The sequence below is a fragment of the Trichormus variabilis 0441 genome, from assembly GCF_009856605.1.
Classification (GTDB): Bacteria; Cyanobacteriota; Cyanobacteriia; order Cyanobacteriales; family Nostocaceae; genus Trichormus; species Trichormus variabilis.
In genome coordinates, this window is record NZ_CP047242.1 from 2,217,443 (window position 1) to 2,231,339 (window position 13,897).

Here is a 13,897-nt window from a genome sequence, read left to right on the forward strand (position 1 = left end):
ATACTTTTGTAAGTAGAATATCTTATTTGCCTGGGTGTGTCAGTTGTCAATTTTTTGCCACTGACAACTGACAACTAACTACTGACTAAATTACTTAAAACATCAAATCCAAAAACTGGAATCCCCAGAAAGGCCAAGTCACCCAAGCGCCCAAAACACCTACTCCTAAGAGAACAGTCAAGGCATAAAATTGGGTTTGTCCAGAAGTACTATATTTTAGACCTTCACCACCTAACAGTGAGAACAGACCAACAAAATTGACGATACCATCGACTACAAATCGGTCAATCATATCGGCAAATTTAGAAACTTGGGCGACACTGAAAATAATGGTTATGCGATACAGATTGGGGGTATAAAAATCGTATGCTAGTAGGTCTTGCAAACCTTTCCAAGGTAAGCGAATTGGTTTAGGAACAATGTTGCTTAAATAAATGACACTGCTAATACTGCAACCAAAAATGCTTGACCAAATTAACAGTAATGCGACATCTTTGTTGATATTTGCCCAATCAGGTAAAAGTGATAAGCTTTGCAAAATTAAAGGCAGATGTAAAACAAAGCCAAATAAAATCATCATTGGCAGTACCATCGGCCAATGAACTTCTGGCGATCGCTCAGTCATTTGTTTCGGTTTACCACCAAAAATCAAGCCAAATTCTCTCACTAAACTGAAGGCGGTTAAACCATTGACAGCTATGACAATTCCCACTAGCCAAGGATGAGTTCCCCATAAGCCATCGGCTAGTTTTAATAATGCCCAAAAGCTACCCAAGGGAGGAAATCCAATTAAGCCCAATGTGCCGACAATGAAGGCTAACCCAGAAATGGGGCGACGTGACCACAGTCCACCTAGTTGAGTCACATCTTGGGTAACACTGTTCCAAATAATGCCGCCGGTACTCATGACCAATAATGCCGCCGATACTGCATGGGTGAGTACTAATAACAGTGCAGCTTCATCTTGGCGTGCGCCTACGGCAATAAACACCAAACCCATGTAAGCGCTGACAGAATAGGACAAGCAGCGTTTAACATCAATTTGGGCGATCGCAATTAAAGAACCACCAATGGCTGTGACTGCACCAATCCCCACAATAAATGAGGAAACTAGAGGTGATAGAGTTAACACTGGTTGGAGTTTAATCAGTACCCATGCTCCACTGGCAACTACTACCGAGTTCCGTAAAATAGTACTCGGCATCGGGCCTTCCATCGCTTCATCTAACCACAGATGCAAAGGGAATTGGGCGCACTTACCCATTGGCCCGGCAACTAAAGCTAAACCTACTAGTGTAATAATTGTGGGGTCAACGTTGGCTGTTTCCGCCCATTGAGCTAGTTCTGGGTAATTCCAAGTTCCCGCTAGGGGCCATAATCCCAATACACCCATGAGTAGGAACAAGTCTCCCACCCGCTTGGTCAAGAACGCATCTCTTGCGCCACTGACTACTAATGGTTGGCTAAACCATAAACCAACTAGTAAGTAGGTTCCTAATGTGAGGATTTCTAGAATTACATAACTGAAGAATAGATTGTTGCATAAGGCTAAGGCACATAATCCCGCCTCAAATAATCCCAATAATGAATAGAAGCGTCCCCAACCCCAATCCATTTCCATGTAGCCGATAGCAAAAATTTGGGCAAGGAAATTCAACCCTGTAATTACTACCACTGCGCCTACACTTATAGAAGAAATTTCTATGGCAATGGTAAGGTCTAAACCAGCAGTAGATAGCCAAGGTAGAAATACTTCTGTGGGCGGATGATTCCAGGTGGCTTGTAAGGCGATCGCACTATGAACCAACGCCAAAAATGTCATTATTAAATTTACATAACCAGCCGGTCTTGGCCCCGTCTTGCGAATGATCCCCGGCGACCAAGGTATGGCTAATAGACCGCCAATTAGAGCATACAAAGGGACTAGCCAAACAGTCTCAAGGAGAAACTGAGCCATGAACTTACCTCTAGATTTGTCACAAAAAATTAAAGTATTTCGGAGTTAACTTGTATAAATCCGAATCAATACAGGTATCGTAAATAAGGCAAATTTATCTTTGCTTAATATTCTTCTTAGCTTACCGTTATCTCTATCAAAAAGGAATTACCCATCAAAATAAATCAACGATGTCTACTCTAATTAATTCTTATATGTCGAGGAAATCAATAATTATCATAGATAAAAATCTATGTATTTTATGAGACATTTGATAGGATTACAAGGATGCTATTCAAAGTTGTGACCATCCTGGAGTACCTGCGTGATGGTAACTTGAAGCAGACTAAGCACTTGGCTGAGGGGTTAAGACGCAAGGCGGATATAGAATAATTCGTAATACCCTATAGAAAGTAAACTACATATATTTAATAATGACGACTTACACTTTACAAGCGAGCCGGGAATGGTGGTCACAAAGATGGCTCGATTTATTAGATTCTTATCGCTTTAAAAAACGTTTAGAACGAGCGCGGATATATTCTCGTCAAGGTAATGTTTTGAGTATCGAGTTTAAAGGTGCAAAAGTATTAGCTAGAGTTCAGGGTAGTGAAGAGGAGCCTTATAAAGTATCCCTATCACTTGATCCATTTAGTGATGAGCAGTGGGGTTATGTAATTGAAACTATGTCCCAAAAAGCTGTTTTCGCTGCCAAGCTATTAGCAGGAGAAATGCCCCAAAATATTGAGGAAGTATTTACAACTAACGGGCTTTCATTATTTCCTTTCACTTTGTCTGATGTCCATAGTAAATGCTCCTGCCCTGATAAAGCCAACCCTTGTAAACACGTTGGTGCAGTATACTATCAATTAGGCGACAGATTTAGTGAAGATCCATTTGTATTGTTTCAATTACGTGGACGTAATAAGGAAAAAATTATCAGCGATTTACGACAACTACGTAATGCAAAAATTGAAACTAAAATAACAGCAGCATCTGAGCCTCAACAGCAAGTTACTCGAACTCAATCTAATATGAAATTGGATTCTTGCTGGCGATATCATGAACCACTTGAATCATCATTAGTTGTGATTGCTCCCTCAACTTCTGAAACAGTGTTAGATGTATTAGGAGCAGTTCCTCTAGTAAAAGATGAAGAAAGTTCAACAAATTTAAACTCTAGTGATGTAGTCATGAAATATTTAGCAACCCTGTACAAAGAAGTTGGACAGAAGGCTATGTTAGCGGCGATGAATGTGGGCAGTTAATAATAATTCGTAATTCAGAGGTTATTTATAAAGTAAAAATCAGATTTTTGTAGTGTTAGGCGCAGATTTCGATATGATTAGCCACAAAAAATAATCTCCACGCCTAACGCACTGTGTTATGTGGCGGTGCGTGATAGCAAAGCCATCACACAAAGGCAATCAAGCGGGAAGAATATCTACACCGCTTTTTGCCTTTATTGTCCAAACTCCAGTCTGGCTTGTTCTACTAACTCTGGTGTGACTATATCCTGTTCTGCTTGACGTGCTAACTGCTCAATTCTTGCTTGGGCTTGAGAGCGTGCAAAAAAGGGAATATTTTTCAACTTTGTCTTGGCTTCTGATGTCCAGCGCAAATTATCTGTAAAATTATGTTCGCTCATATCACTTACACCCCTTTCTTAATCAAAAAATTTGCTTGCCATTGCTATGTCAAACTAGCAATAAAAGTTAACTAAGATGACATTGAATTATCTGATCAATCAACGCTTATAAATCAGTTTCATATAAATCTGATTGTTTTACAATCAAGTACTCATCTATAATCAAAAGCTTCTTCTGGCGAACCTTTCCAACCACTGGCGCGTTTATCAATCTCCAGCAACACTTCTAACTGATCTGCTGTCAGACGGAAAACTACTGCCAATTCATTCCAGGAATGACGGAATTCTAGAACAGGCGTGTATCTACTTTAGCGGTGCCAATACCAACACTCACTAACAAATTCTTAAGCATAGATGTTGAACTCATAATTAAGTTAAAAAAATGTTCAGTAAAACCAAGTTTTACTTGTACTTGGTGTAATACTTATCAGGTTGTGCTGTGAGTTTTATGCTTTGTCTACCTTTGTAAAATCAAGTTTACTGGGGCAAAATAGAAAACATGACGATTGAATCCAATTCCTCAAATTCACCAACCCCAGAATCTACACCTGAACACGACTTGCAACCAGATGACTTTGATGGTGGTGCAGGTGAAAATCACTTAACCTCAGAAGCATTAGCAGCACAACAAGCTCTAGCTGCTATTTCTTCCTTACAATCACCGCAAAACACAGCCATATTGAAACAAGCCCGTTCTGGTTTTCAGCCACGTCCTCAACCTCCAGTTATAGTCAAACCCAGGGCGTTGTTGATTACTGTAGTGGGAATGGCCATTACTATTATTGGCATTGCACTCAATAGCTGGATTATTGGTGTCGTGGGTACGCTGCTGACATTGCTGCTATCTTTGGCGATGCTTTTGCCTTGGGTGTTGTATGTAATTGATGAGTGGTTTACATCCCAAGACAAAAATTTGTTTGTGGCTTTTGTGGGGCTAATAGTAGCGTTCGTTGGCTGCTTGCGGTTTAGTGGTGTGGGCGATCGCCTGCTACAGTGGGGACGAAAAGTCAACTGGGAAGCTTCTGGTACTCTGGCGGAATGGTTTGGTGCTTTGGGGCAAATTGCGATCGCCATTATTGCTGTTTACGTGGCGTGGCGACAATACGTCATTTCTAAGGACTTGACCATTCAACAAAACTTGTTAACTGTCCAGCAAAATATCATCACCCAACAACAAACCATCGATTCTTATTTCCAAGGGGTTTCCGATTTGGTTCTAGATGAAGAGGGATTACTCGAAGATTGGCCGCAAGAAAGAGCGATCGCCGAAGGTCGCACGGCTGCTATTTTTAGTAGTGTCGATGGTAGTGGTAAAGCCAAAATCCTCCGTTTTCTTTCCCGTTCTAAGTTACTCACCCCCCTAAAACGCGATCGCCGTTTGGGTAGAGCAATTCTCAACGGTGTTGGTGGTTACGCCGAAGACCGTCTAGAAGGGGTGCGCGTCATCGATTTAGGTGTGATGTTGGCGGGGTCTGACTTGTCTCAAACAGATTTACGTTGGACAGACCTCAGTGAAGCTAATCTTGTCCACGCCAATCTAAGCGGTTGTGATTTGGTCAAAGCTAACCTTTCCCGAACCATCCTCTATGATGCTGACCTCAGTAATGCTGACTTCAATGGAGTTCGTCTATTTTATGGCTCAGTGGAAAAAGCATCACCCCGCAGCCGCACCGAACCACCAGATTACAGAACAGGCGAGCATACTGGCGCTGTGGTCGAAAATGCCGACTTCAGCAATGTACAACGGATGTCAGAGGCTAACCGTTATTATTGCTGTGCTTGGGGTGGGGAAAAAACTAGAGCTACTATTCCTGGTGGTTGTGAGGGTATTCCTAACCTACTAGGCCGTTAATTTACAGTTATTTACTCGTTTTCAGGTAGAGTAAGAATCTCTACGCCATCTTCTGTAACTACGATGGTGTGTTCAAACTGAGCTGATAGCTTGCGATCGCGTGTTACGGCTGTCCACCCATCACCGAGCATTTCAACTTCGTAAGTCCCTTCATTAATCATTGGCTCAATGGTAAATACCATCCCTGGACGCAGGCGCTTGCCTTTCCCTCGTGTGCCGTAATGGGGTACATCTGGTGCAGTGTGGAAAATATTACTAATACCATGTCCCACAAAGTCGCGCACTACAGAAAAGCCCTGAGCCTCAGCATACTCTTGAATCGCTGCACCGATATCACCTATCTTTGCCCCTGGTTTGACTTCTGCAATCCCTAAATTGAGGCACTCTTGCGTTACCTCCACCAGCTTCTTGGTTTTGGGAGCAGCATTGCCCACAATAAAGGTTTTGGATGTGTCCCCGTGGTAGCCATCAACAATTGGTGTCACATCGATGTTAATAATGTCACCATCTTTAAGAATCTGCTTGGCGTTGGGAATCCCGTGACAGATCACTTCATTGACGCTGGTACAAATTGACTTGGGGAAACCCTTGTAACCCAGAGGAGCGCTTTTAGCTCCATGTGCTTGTGTCCAACGTTCAGCTTCGTCATTCAGTTCCAGAGTACTTACCCCTGGTTTCACCAATGGCTCAAGATGTTGCAGAAGTTTAGCCGCCAAGCGTCCCGCTTGCCGCATTTTTTCTATTTCCCGTTGGGATAAGATAACGATGAACTCGGTTTTCATGAAATTTAATTGAGCTTATCTGTCAAAAATATAGTTATTCCCATCTGTGCGGCTCTTTGAGCAGCATCAGCAACTCTTAGGGTATACAAGCTTTCTTCCGGGGTGACATACAAAGGAGTGCCATCCAAAAGATGGTCTAACACCATACTTGTGTCTTTGGCAAATAATCCCCGACGAGAACCCACTTCTATGGCTGTGCTTTCCCCTGATTGAATGAAAAATCCTGTGTCCCCGTCAAAAATTAAAGCACCATTATCACCATGAACTTCAAACTTGCGTTCTGGTTGCCACAAACTTTCACCTTTACCGTAAATCACTTGGGCTAATAATCCACTAGTAAAGCACAGTTGAGTCATACAAAAACAGGTTTGGTAGTATTCTGGTTCTATTTCCCAATACCGTTGATGGCAGTTAACTGTAAAGACTTTACCAAATAAATCGGTGAGACGATGCAGACGGGAAAGTGCGCCAATTAGGGGAAAGCCGAACATTTCATGGTTATAAGTCCACTTACGTGGTGCAGGGTTTTGAGGATTGACGGTGCTGTAGCGCACGTAAAAAAGATGACCTACTTTATCTAAATTTTGCTTTAAAGCTTGATGTAAGCCACCTAAAAGTTCAATGTGTTCGACGTGGAGTAATTTTTGCTGTGCTTTGGCTAAGGCAATCAGTTCTTCTGCTTCAGTTAAATCTACAGATAAAGGATATTCTACAATTACGTGTTTGCCGGCAGTTAGAGCAGCACGGGCGATCGCACCATGATCACGATTGATGGTACAAATAACCACTAAATCTATATCTTCTCGTTCTACTAACTGTTGCCAGCCAGTTATCGCTTCAGCCTGGTAATCTTGAGCCAAAGCCTGGGTTCGCTCCAGTGTACTACCCGCTATGGCGACTAGGTGCGATCGCTTATCCTCCAAAAAGGCTTCTGCCCGCAGTTTTGCTGCATACCCTGTGCCAACTATGCCAATACGTATTGTTGCTTCTGCCAAAGCTACCTCCGACTCCTATATAATCCTCACCAGTCCTGCTACCAAGCACAGTAATAAATTTTTATTTTTCAAAAAAAGCTAGGTTAACGCAGTACCAGCCTAACTGAAGGTTATCCCTGTTCCAGAACTTTTTTATCATATTCTTGATTCAAGCCATAAATTTTTCTAATAACTGTGGGTTTAACGTCTTTAAAGTATAAAAAAAACTTATTGTTATCTGCTAACTAAATTTCATTACTAATCGTGGTGGATTTCAAGTTATATACTTTGATTTTTCCCGTAGTATCAGAATTGAACTAAATTTAATTCTGTGGCTAATCCCCTGAGAATAGCCGCTAAGTTCTGCTTTAGCATAACTTATACTGCCGATTACAAAAGAGAGGATTACGGAAATGGCAACTTTTAAAGTTACATTGATCAACGAAGCAGAAGGAACCAGCAACACAATTGACGTTCCTGATGATGAGTATATTTTAGACGCTGCCGAAGAACAGGGTTATGACCTACCCTTTTCCTGTCGTGCAGGTGCTTGCTCCACCTGCGCCGGTAAACTAGTATCCGGTACTGTTGACCAGTCTGACCAATCATTCTTGGATGACGATCAAATCGAAGCTGGATATGTATTGACCTGTGTTGCTTATCCAACCTCTGATGTAACCATCCAAACCCACAAAGAAGAAGACCTCTACTAAGAGTCAAGTTAGCTTTAAAAATAGAGGCTAGAGGCTAGCAGCTACAGACTAGTCCCTAGCCTTTCTATTTTTTTTCATTAGGGAACAGTCTATTGGGACTGGGTGTAAGGGTGTAAGGGTATAGGGGTGTAATAGTTTCAAACATTTATACTCTTTTCAACCCTTGATATTTCGTTTTCATCCGTAAGTCCCACAAAAAATAAATTATCCAAAATTGATGGTTTGGTAGGGTGCGTCAATAGAAATCATTTCTGAGTGTATTTAGGCTCTATCGCACTGACGGACACTACATTTTGGATATTTTTTGATCTGAAAGTCCCTTAAAATTTGATTTCTTCATTCAGGCTTTGAAGTTGTGTACCAGGATAATAAAATTGGAGAATTTTGCTGTTAGACCAACCTAGTTTAGCTAAAGTTTGAGCGCCAGTTTGACTTAAGCCCACTCCATGTCCTAAACCACCACCAATAAAAGCGTATCCCCACAACTCTTCTTTGCCTTTGTTGAGAGGTACTATGTAAAAAAGCGTGCTTCTTGGCGCAGCAAAGGCACTACGCACTTCATCTTTGTGTAGGGTAAAAATGCCGATATCCGTCTTTACTGCTAGTTCCAGTATCCTTCCGCTTTCACTGCGATTGGTTATGGCCATTGCCTCGATGGTCTGGAATTTAGCATAAGGGCTATTTTTTGCCCGGAGAAACTTCTGTAAGTCTTTGACTATTTCATTGACAGGTGTTTCTTTATACCATCGAAACACATCCCAGCTACTTTCGTTAAATCCTTGTTGCAAGGTAATAAACCTCTGAAAATTCCTTTCATCTTTTAAATTTTGTTTGGAGAAATCCCAAATACTACTAGGTGCATCTACTACTGGCCGTAAGTAAGGCCGATCCTCTCCGTTCCAAACATCACTGAAAGAGGCAGTAATTCCGCCAGTGGTAGAAGAATAAAGAGCATCTATTAGCTCATTGTTATAGGTTAGTACCATACCTCTGGTGGCGGCGATCGCTTTGTCTGTTGTCTTATCTGTACCACCCAGCCCATAATAAACTTGGCAGTGAGTATTAGCACATAGTTGATAGTTGTCTATAGCGAATCTACGCAAATTTCTTAGAGCATAAGTCCGAGCTAAAATTGCTTGTGCTTCAACAGCAGCAGTTGGTGCATTAGTGCCAATTTCGTGGGGTACAACACCACGCAAATAAGTCTCTAATGATACTTCATTTACTAGCGTGTAAGTACCATAAGCATTCGGCTGAAAATTAATTTGCCCAGAATAAAGTCGAGAAGTGTTCAATTTTTCGCCTTTTTTCAACCGAATTAAGTTTTTAACTGTGCTAACCTCTACATAATTTGGGGTGTAGCGTGTACCATTCACAGTCCAACTTATTTTCGGTACTTTCGGCAAAACTTTTGTGTCAATGTAAGCCAAATCATTACTTGCGGCTTTTACGTTCTTGAATAACAAGCGGCGTAGTAAGGGGGTATTGTAAACATCCCGTTTTGCCCAAACTTGCCAACGATCCGGCTGGGCTATTTCTACCTCTATTCCTTGCTTACGCCAATTTTCAGCACTGTATTCCGCCGTTTCGTAGGTGCGATATGTACCTAAAACCACAACCTCTGCAATTGTTGGTTTGGGCAAAGCTTGCATCACTGTTTCTAACTGGACAGGTTTTTCCGTCAGGAGAACTCGCTCTTTGTTACCTTCGGCAAACTTGAGTTTTAAGCGATCGCCTGTTGTCGGTTCCAATTGCAGTTTAGCTGTAGACTCCTCCCCAAATCGCTGTACAATCCCAATTTTCAGTTCTAAATCCTTAAGTTTATCTTCAGTCGCCGATGCGCCTGTCAATCCCAATAAACAGAATGTCATCAGTACTGTGTAAGAAAAACGCCAGAACGGATGTTTCACTGATATCAGATTTTTCCCCTCTGTGCTTTGGCGCTCGGCTGGTGGCAATTGCTTTATAAACTGGTGGTTTTGTCGCATGAACGCTCCAATAATACCCTTACCGGTTTTGCTCTAGAAAGAGTTGCAAAACGAAGTCATAATGACTATGATTTATATAGAGATACGAAAAGGAACTAGTTGGGTTTACTCCTCATGGTTAGGGTACAAGAAATTCCATTAAATCAAATTCGGCGGCCATTGCCCCGTGGCAACGATCCCTATAAAGTACAAGCCCTAATGGAATCGATTGCGGCAATTGGACAACAAGAACCCATCGACGTTTTAGAAGTAGATGGACAATATTATGGCTTTTCTGGTTGCCATAGATATGAAGCCTGCCAACGTTTAGGTAAAGAAACCATTTTAGCTAGAGTTCGCAAAGCTCCACGTAGTGTTTTGAAGATGCACTTAGCGTAGAAAATAGTAAGAGGCAGGGGGCAAGAGCGAGAAACAGAGAAATATTTCCCCTTTTTCCCAGTCCTTAGTCCCCAATCCCCAATCCCCAATTAATAATAATTACTCAATTTGGAGACACACATGGCATCTCAAGGAACAATTAACAATGTAAATATCGGCATTGACGAAGCCAACCGGGCTAAAATCGCCGAAGGGTTATCTCGTCTGTTAGCTGACACCTATACGCTTTATTTGAAAACACATAATTTTCATTGGAACGTTACAGGGCCGATGTTCCAAACACTGCACCTGATGTTTGAGACACAGTATACAGAGTTAGCCCTAGCAGTAGACTTAGTTGCGGAAAGAATCAGGGCGCTTGGTTATCCAGCACCAGGAACTTACAGCGAGTACGCCAAACTGAGTTCAATTCCCGAAACTTCAGGAGTTCCCAAAGCTAAGGAAATGATTCGTTTACTAGTGGAAGGACAAGAAGCTGTTGTGAGAACAGCACGTTCTATTTTTCCTGTGGTAGATGAAGTCAACGACGAACCTACCGCCGATTTACTCACTCAACGGATGCAGGTACATGAAAAAACTGCTTGGATGTTGAGAAGTTTACTGGAAGAATAAGAGGCAGGGGGGCAGGGTGCAGGGGAGCCACTGCGGTCTTGGGGTCCCCCCAAGTGGAGCAAGTGGCGTAGCATGGGGAGAGAAAATTTACCCAGTACCCAATACCTAGTCCCCAATCTCCAGTACCTAGTAAGCAATGTCTGATTTCACGCAAAAGTTGCAAAATTTAATGCAACAGGCAAATATTTCTAATTTCAAAGCCTTGAGTCTTCAGGCTGGCGTTTCCGAATATCAAGTATTACGCCTGCGCCAAGGCAAGCTAGAACAAATGCGTTTGGATATATTGCTGAAGCTATCAAAAGCGTTGCAAATACCCTTGAGTGAATTATTATCGGCTTTTCTAGAATTAGATATTGAACACTCATCAGCCCCCAACCCCCAAGAAATTGCAGATTTAAAAAAAGAGTACGAGCGATCGCAGCTACAACTAGAACAGCAGCGAGAAATATTACAGCAACAGTTCCAGCAGTCGAGTTTACAACTGCTGGAACCTTTGTTATTACAATGGCCGACAGCTGCCCAGAAGGCGCGAGAGAATCCCGAATTAGCGGCTGTGAAAATCGTGCCTTTAGTAGAAAAACCTTTAGAAAAATTATTACAGGCTTGGGGGATAGAGGCGATCGCACCTGTAGGAGCGGAAATACCCTATGATCCTCAATTGCACCAATTAAAAGCGGGAACAGCACAACCAGGCGAAACAGTGAAAGTAACGCACATTGGCTATCTTCAAGGTGAAAAACTGCTGTATCGAGCCACAGTTAGTTTAGTTGAAAGATCATAGCGCTCTCGCCCTCAACCTACAATAGAAATACCTCTCCCGCTTGTCATACCATCATCATGAACAGCAAACCAATAACGGTGCAGTCTTTGTACACTGTCACTGATGAAGAACTAATGTTGATGAGTTCACAAAACCCAATATCCAGCCACAGCAATCTTGAGTGGTGAAGATGTTGTACCTGGGTTTACATTGGCTTTAGCAAAATTGTTGTAAGGGAATTATTGCTGATGACGTTATCAACTCAAGTATCTTTTCACCCGTCTTTGGATGAGTTTCTCAAATTACCAGAAACCAAACCAGCTAGTGAATATATCGATGGACGCATCTATCAAAAACCAATGCCCCAAGGAAAACATAGTATTCTTCAAACTCGTTTATCAAGCAATATTAATCAGGTAGGTGAACCTCAGCAAAAAGCTTTAGCATTAACCGAGTTACGCTGTACATTTGAGGGACGTTCCTTAGTTCCCGATGTTGCTGTGTTTGAGTGGTCACGTATCCCAACTGATGGAAATGGAGAGATTGCCAATAGGTTTGAAAGTTATCCAGATTGGATTATTGAGATTTTATCACCTGATCAATCGCCTAACCGAGTAATTAATAAGATTATTTTCTGTATTAACCAGGGAACAAAACTAGGTTGGTTTATTGACCCTAATGATAAATCTGTAATGGTATTTCAACCAAATAGACTACCAGAAGTGAAGTATGATACTGACATTTTGCCTGTCCTTGATGTATTAGGAAATTGTCAGGTAAACGCAGCAGATATTTTTAGTTGGTTGAAAGTTAAATAATGAAATCGACTATACAGTTATATCTGACTTATTAGCTGTATTAGTGACGCTACTATTTACAAAAAATTTTAAACTATCCTTTGTAATGCCCATTTATATGAGCCTTGACTATCTTTTCCTATACCAGATATTGTCTTACCATCTGATGATAAACTACCTTGATTTTCTGCCAATCTCCAATATCCTGATATTATCCTAATCTCTTTTATCTCCACTATATTAGTTTCATGGTTAACATTTCCTTCTATAGCAACCTTAGCTGTTCCATTCCAAAAATGTTTATGTATTAACGTACCATCAAAATAATCTTCTTTTTGGTGAGTAATTGATAGAGTTGCTTGTCCACTACCAAACTTACCTAGCCAAGTACCGAGCATTTCAGGAAAGTTTGCTGGATTATTTTCCAATAAAATTAACGCTAACCATTCTTGTATAGACTGAGGACGATTCTCAGGCTTAACTTCCATTCCTCTGAGAATAGCTTGATTTACTTGATCACTAATATGAGAACTGATATTTTTTGGTTCTACCAATGATGTACCAATAGCTCTGAGTGGAGCCATTGTAGGAACTTCACCTGTTACTAAAGAATATAATGTTGCTGCCAAGGCATAAACATCTGTATAAGCACCCCGTTTTGCTCTTTCCTCGTATTGCTCTATTGGTGCAAAGCCAGAAGACAAATATTCAGTGTGTTTCTGTGTCAAATTTGGACTAAATTGACGAGCTATACCAAAATCAATTAACACCGCTTCTGATTTACCAGAACGCAGCATGATATTCTGTGGCTTGATATCCCGATGCAGCAATCCATTGTTATGAACTACTGTTAGCGCTTCACCAATCTGATGAATGTAACGCAATGCTTCCGCTTCAGGTAAAACACCTTGATTTTCAACCCGACTGGCTAAATTTTCCCCGTCGATGTATTGCATCACAATGCACCACAAGGAATCCTCATTAATAACCTCATGGATTTGGACGATGTGGGGGTGACTACATTTAGCTAACTTGATAGCTTCATTCAAAAAATCTTGCTGAAACTTGGCAAAATCGGAATGGCGTTGCACTTGATCATTCAGAGTTTTGATAACAACCGAGCGTCCATAATTATCTCTAGCGCGATAAGTTATACCAAATCCGCCTTCGCCTAATTCTTGTTCAATAGTATACTTACCACCTTGCAATTGCTGCCCTGAAACCCAAGCCATTGTTTACAAGCCAATAAAATTAGTGTCAATTTTGGCACTGTTATTACATAAATGTCCTGAGAAGGATTGACTATTTATTTTGTGTAAACTCAAAATCCACTGAGTTTAATAAACTGCCTTATTTCTCCATCGCTGTCACATTTACAAAGACCTCTAGAATTGTGACAATTACGCTAGAATTATTAAAGCTTCTTTACAGAATTCGCAGATCATCCCCAATTCTGT

Annotated in this window: 14 protein-coding genes; 7 read left to right on the top strand and 7 right to left on the bottom strand. The window is 41.3% G+C overall.

Annotation, left to right across the window (positions count from 1 at the left end; genetic code table 11):
* Positions 1-94: 94 nt before the first annotated feature.
* Positions 95-1,957 (bottom strand): NAD(P)H-quinone oxidoreductase subunit F, encoded by a 1,863-nt coding sequence (locus GSQ19_RS08975; protein ID WP_011317608.1) that lies wholly within the window; start codon positions 1,955-1,957, stop codon positions 95-97.
* Between the two features lie 413 nt (positions 1,958-2,370).
* On the opposite strand from GSQ19_RS08975, the gene GSQ19_RS08980 reads away from it, so the two are divergent.
* Positions 2,371-3,204: an SWIM zinc finger family protein gene (locus GSQ19_RS08980; protein WP_011317609.1), complete on the top strand. Its 834-nt coding sequence runs from the start codon at positions 2,371-2,373 to the stop codon at positions 3,202-3,204.
* Positions 3,205-3,398: 194 nt separating this feature from the next.
* On the opposite strand, the gene GSQ19_RS08985 is transcribed toward GSQ19_RS08980, so the two are convergent.
* Positions 3,399-3,584, bottom strand: coding sequence for a PCP reductase family protein (locus GSQ19_RS08985; protein ID WP_011317610.1), 186 nt, complete (start codon positions 3,582-3,584; stop codon positions 3,399-3,401).
* Positions 3,585-3,736: 152 nt separating this feature from the next.
* On the bottom strand, positions 3,737-3,847 hold the full coding sequence (locus tag GSQ19_RS30525; RefSeq protein WP_011317611.1) for a sporulation-control protein Spo0M-like protein: 111 nt from the start codon (positions 3,845-3,847) through the stop codon (positions 3,737-3,739).
* Between the two features lie 236 nt (positions 3,848-4,083).
* On the opposite strand from GSQ19_RS30525, the gene GSQ19_RS08995 reads away from it, so the two are divergent.
* Positions 4,084-5,436 (top strand): pentapeptide repeat-containing protein, encoded by a 1,353-nt coding sequence (locus GSQ19_RS08995; protein ID WP_011317612.1) that lies wholly within the window; start codon positions 4,084-4,086, stop codon positions 5,434-5,436.
* Between the two features lie 11 nt (positions 5,437-5,447).
* Here the strand turns inward: GSQ19_RS08995 and map are convergent, their stop codons facing one another.
* Together map and GSQ19_RS09005 are read right to left on the bottom strand one after the other, a co-directional pair.
* On the bottom strand, positions 5,448-6,218 hold the full coding sequence (map, locus tag GSQ19_RS09000; protein WP_011317613.1) for a type I methionyl aminopeptidase: 771 nt from the start codon (positions 6,216-6,218) through the stop codon (positions 5,448-5,450).
* A 5-nt stretch (positions 6,219-6,223) separates the two neighbouring features.
* Positions 6,224-7,213: a Gfo/Idh/MocA family protein gene (locus GSQ19_RS09005; protein ID WP_011317614.1), complete on the bottom strand. Its 990-nt coding sequence runs from the start codon at positions 7,211-7,213 to the stop codon at positions 6,224-6,226.
* A 392-nt stretch (positions 7,214-7,605) separates the two neighbouring features.
* Between GSQ19_RS09005 and petF1 the strand changes: the two genes are divergently transcribed.
* The gene (gene petF1 / locus GSQ19_RS09010; RefSeq protein WP_011317615.1) at positions 7,606-7,905 is read left to right on the top strand and encodes a ferredoxin PetF1; all 300 of its coding nucleotides are present in this window, start codon (positions 7,606-7,608) and stop codon (positions 7,903-7,905) included.
* A gap of 320 nt (positions 7,906-8,225) precedes the next feature.
* On the opposite strand, the gene GSQ19_RS09015 is transcribed toward petF1, so the two are convergent.
* On the bottom strand, positions 8,226-9,893 hold the full coding sequence (locus GSQ19_RS09015; RefSeq protein ID WP_011317616.1) for a SpoIID/LytB domain-containing protein: 1,668 nt from the start codon (positions 9,891-9,893) through the stop codon (positions 8,226-8,228).
* A 114-nt stretch (positions 9,894-10,007) separates the two neighbouring features.
* Between GSQ19_RS09015 and GSQ19_RS09020 the strand changes: the two genes are divergently transcribed.
* The 4 genes from GSQ19_RS09020 (at position 10,008) to GSQ19_RS09040 (ending at position 12,461) form a co-directional block, all read left to right on the top strand.
* Positions 10,008-10,271 carry a ParB N-terminal domain-containing protein gene (locus GSQ19_RS09020; RefSeq protein ID WP_010998285.1) on the top strand — a complete coding sequence of 88 codons (264 nt, stop codon included), beginning with the start codon at positions 10,008-10,010 and terminating at the stop codon, positions 10,269-10,271.
* 120 nt (positions 10,272-10,391) lie between these two features.
* On the top strand, positions 10,392-10,883 hold the full coding sequence (locus GSQ19_RS09025) for a Dps family protein (RefSeq protein WP_011317617.1): 492 nt from the start codon (positions 10,392-10,394) through the stop codon (positions 10,881-10,883).
* 136 nt (positions 10,884-11,019) lie between these two features.
* Positions 11,020-11,664, top strand: a complete 645-nt coding sequence (gene grpE / locus GSQ19_RS09030; RefSeq protein ID WP_011317618.1) for a nucleotide exchange factor GrpE — start codon at positions 11,020-11,022, stop codon at positions 11,662-11,664.
* 227 nt (positions 11,665-11,891) lie between these two features.
* On the top strand, positions 11,892-12,461 hold the full coding sequence (locus tag GSQ19_RS09040) for a Uma2 family endonuclease (protein WP_011317619.1): 570 nt from the start codon (positions 11,892-11,894) through the stop codon (positions 12,459-12,461).
* A gap of 68 nt (positions 12,462-12,529) precedes the next feature.
* On the opposite strand, the gene GSQ19_RS09045 is transcribed toward GSQ19_RS09040, so the two are convergent.
* On the bottom strand, positions 12,530-13,672 hold the full coding sequence (locus tag GSQ19_RS09045; RefSeq protein WP_011317620.1) for a serine/threonine protein kinase: 1,143 nt from the start codon (positions 13,670-13,672) through the stop codon (positions 12,530-12,532).
* Positions 13,673-13,897 lie beyond the last annotated feature (225 nt).

Coding starts and splice junctions, on each gene's coding strand:
- GSQ19_RS08980 (WP_011317609.1), top strand. CDS start 2,371: ATGACGACTTACACTTTACAAGCGAGCCGGGAATGGTGGTCACAAAGA.
- GSQ19_RS09025 (WP_011317617.1), top strand. CDS start 10,392: ATGGCATCTCAAGGAACAATTAACAATGTAAATATCGGCATTGACGAA.
- GSQ19_RS09015 (WP_011317616.1), bottom strand. CDS start 9,893: ATGCGACAAAACCACCAGTTTATAAAGCAATTGCCACCAGCCGAGCGC.
- GSQ19_RS09020 (WP_010998285.1), top strand. CDS start 10,008: ATGGTTAGGGTACAAGAAATTCCATTAAATCAAATTCGGCGGCCATTG.
- petF1 (WP_011317615.1), top strand. CDS start 7,606: ATGGCAACTTTTAAAGTTACATTGATCAACGAAGCAGAAGGAACCAGC.
- GSQ19_RS09045 (WP_011317620.1), bottom strand. CDS start 13,672: ATGGCTTGGGTTTCAGGGCAGCAATTGCAAGGTGGTAAGTATACTATT.
- GSQ19_RS09040 (WP_011317619.1), top strand. CDS start 11,892: ATGACGTTATCAACTCAAGTATCTTTTCACCCGTCTTTGGATGAGTTT.
- map (WP_011317613.1), bottom strand. CDS start 6,218: ATGAAAACCGAGTTCATCGTTATCTTATCCCAACGGGAAATAGAAAAA.
- GSQ19_RS08985 (WP_011317610.1), bottom strand. CDS start 3,584: ATGAGCGAACATAATTTTACAGATAATTTGCGCTGGACATCAGAAGCC.
- grpE (WP_011317618.1), top strand. CDS start 11,020: ATGTCTGATTTCACGCAAAAGTTGCAAAATTTAATGCAACAGGCAAAT.
- GSQ19_RS08975 (WP_011317608.1), bottom strand. CDS start 1,957: ATGGCTCAGTTTCTCCTTGAGACTGTTTGGCTAGTCCCTTTGTATGCT.
- GSQ19_RS08995 (WP_011317612.1), top strand. CDS start 4,084: ATGACGATTGAATCCAATTCCTCAAATTCACCAACCCCAGAATCTACA.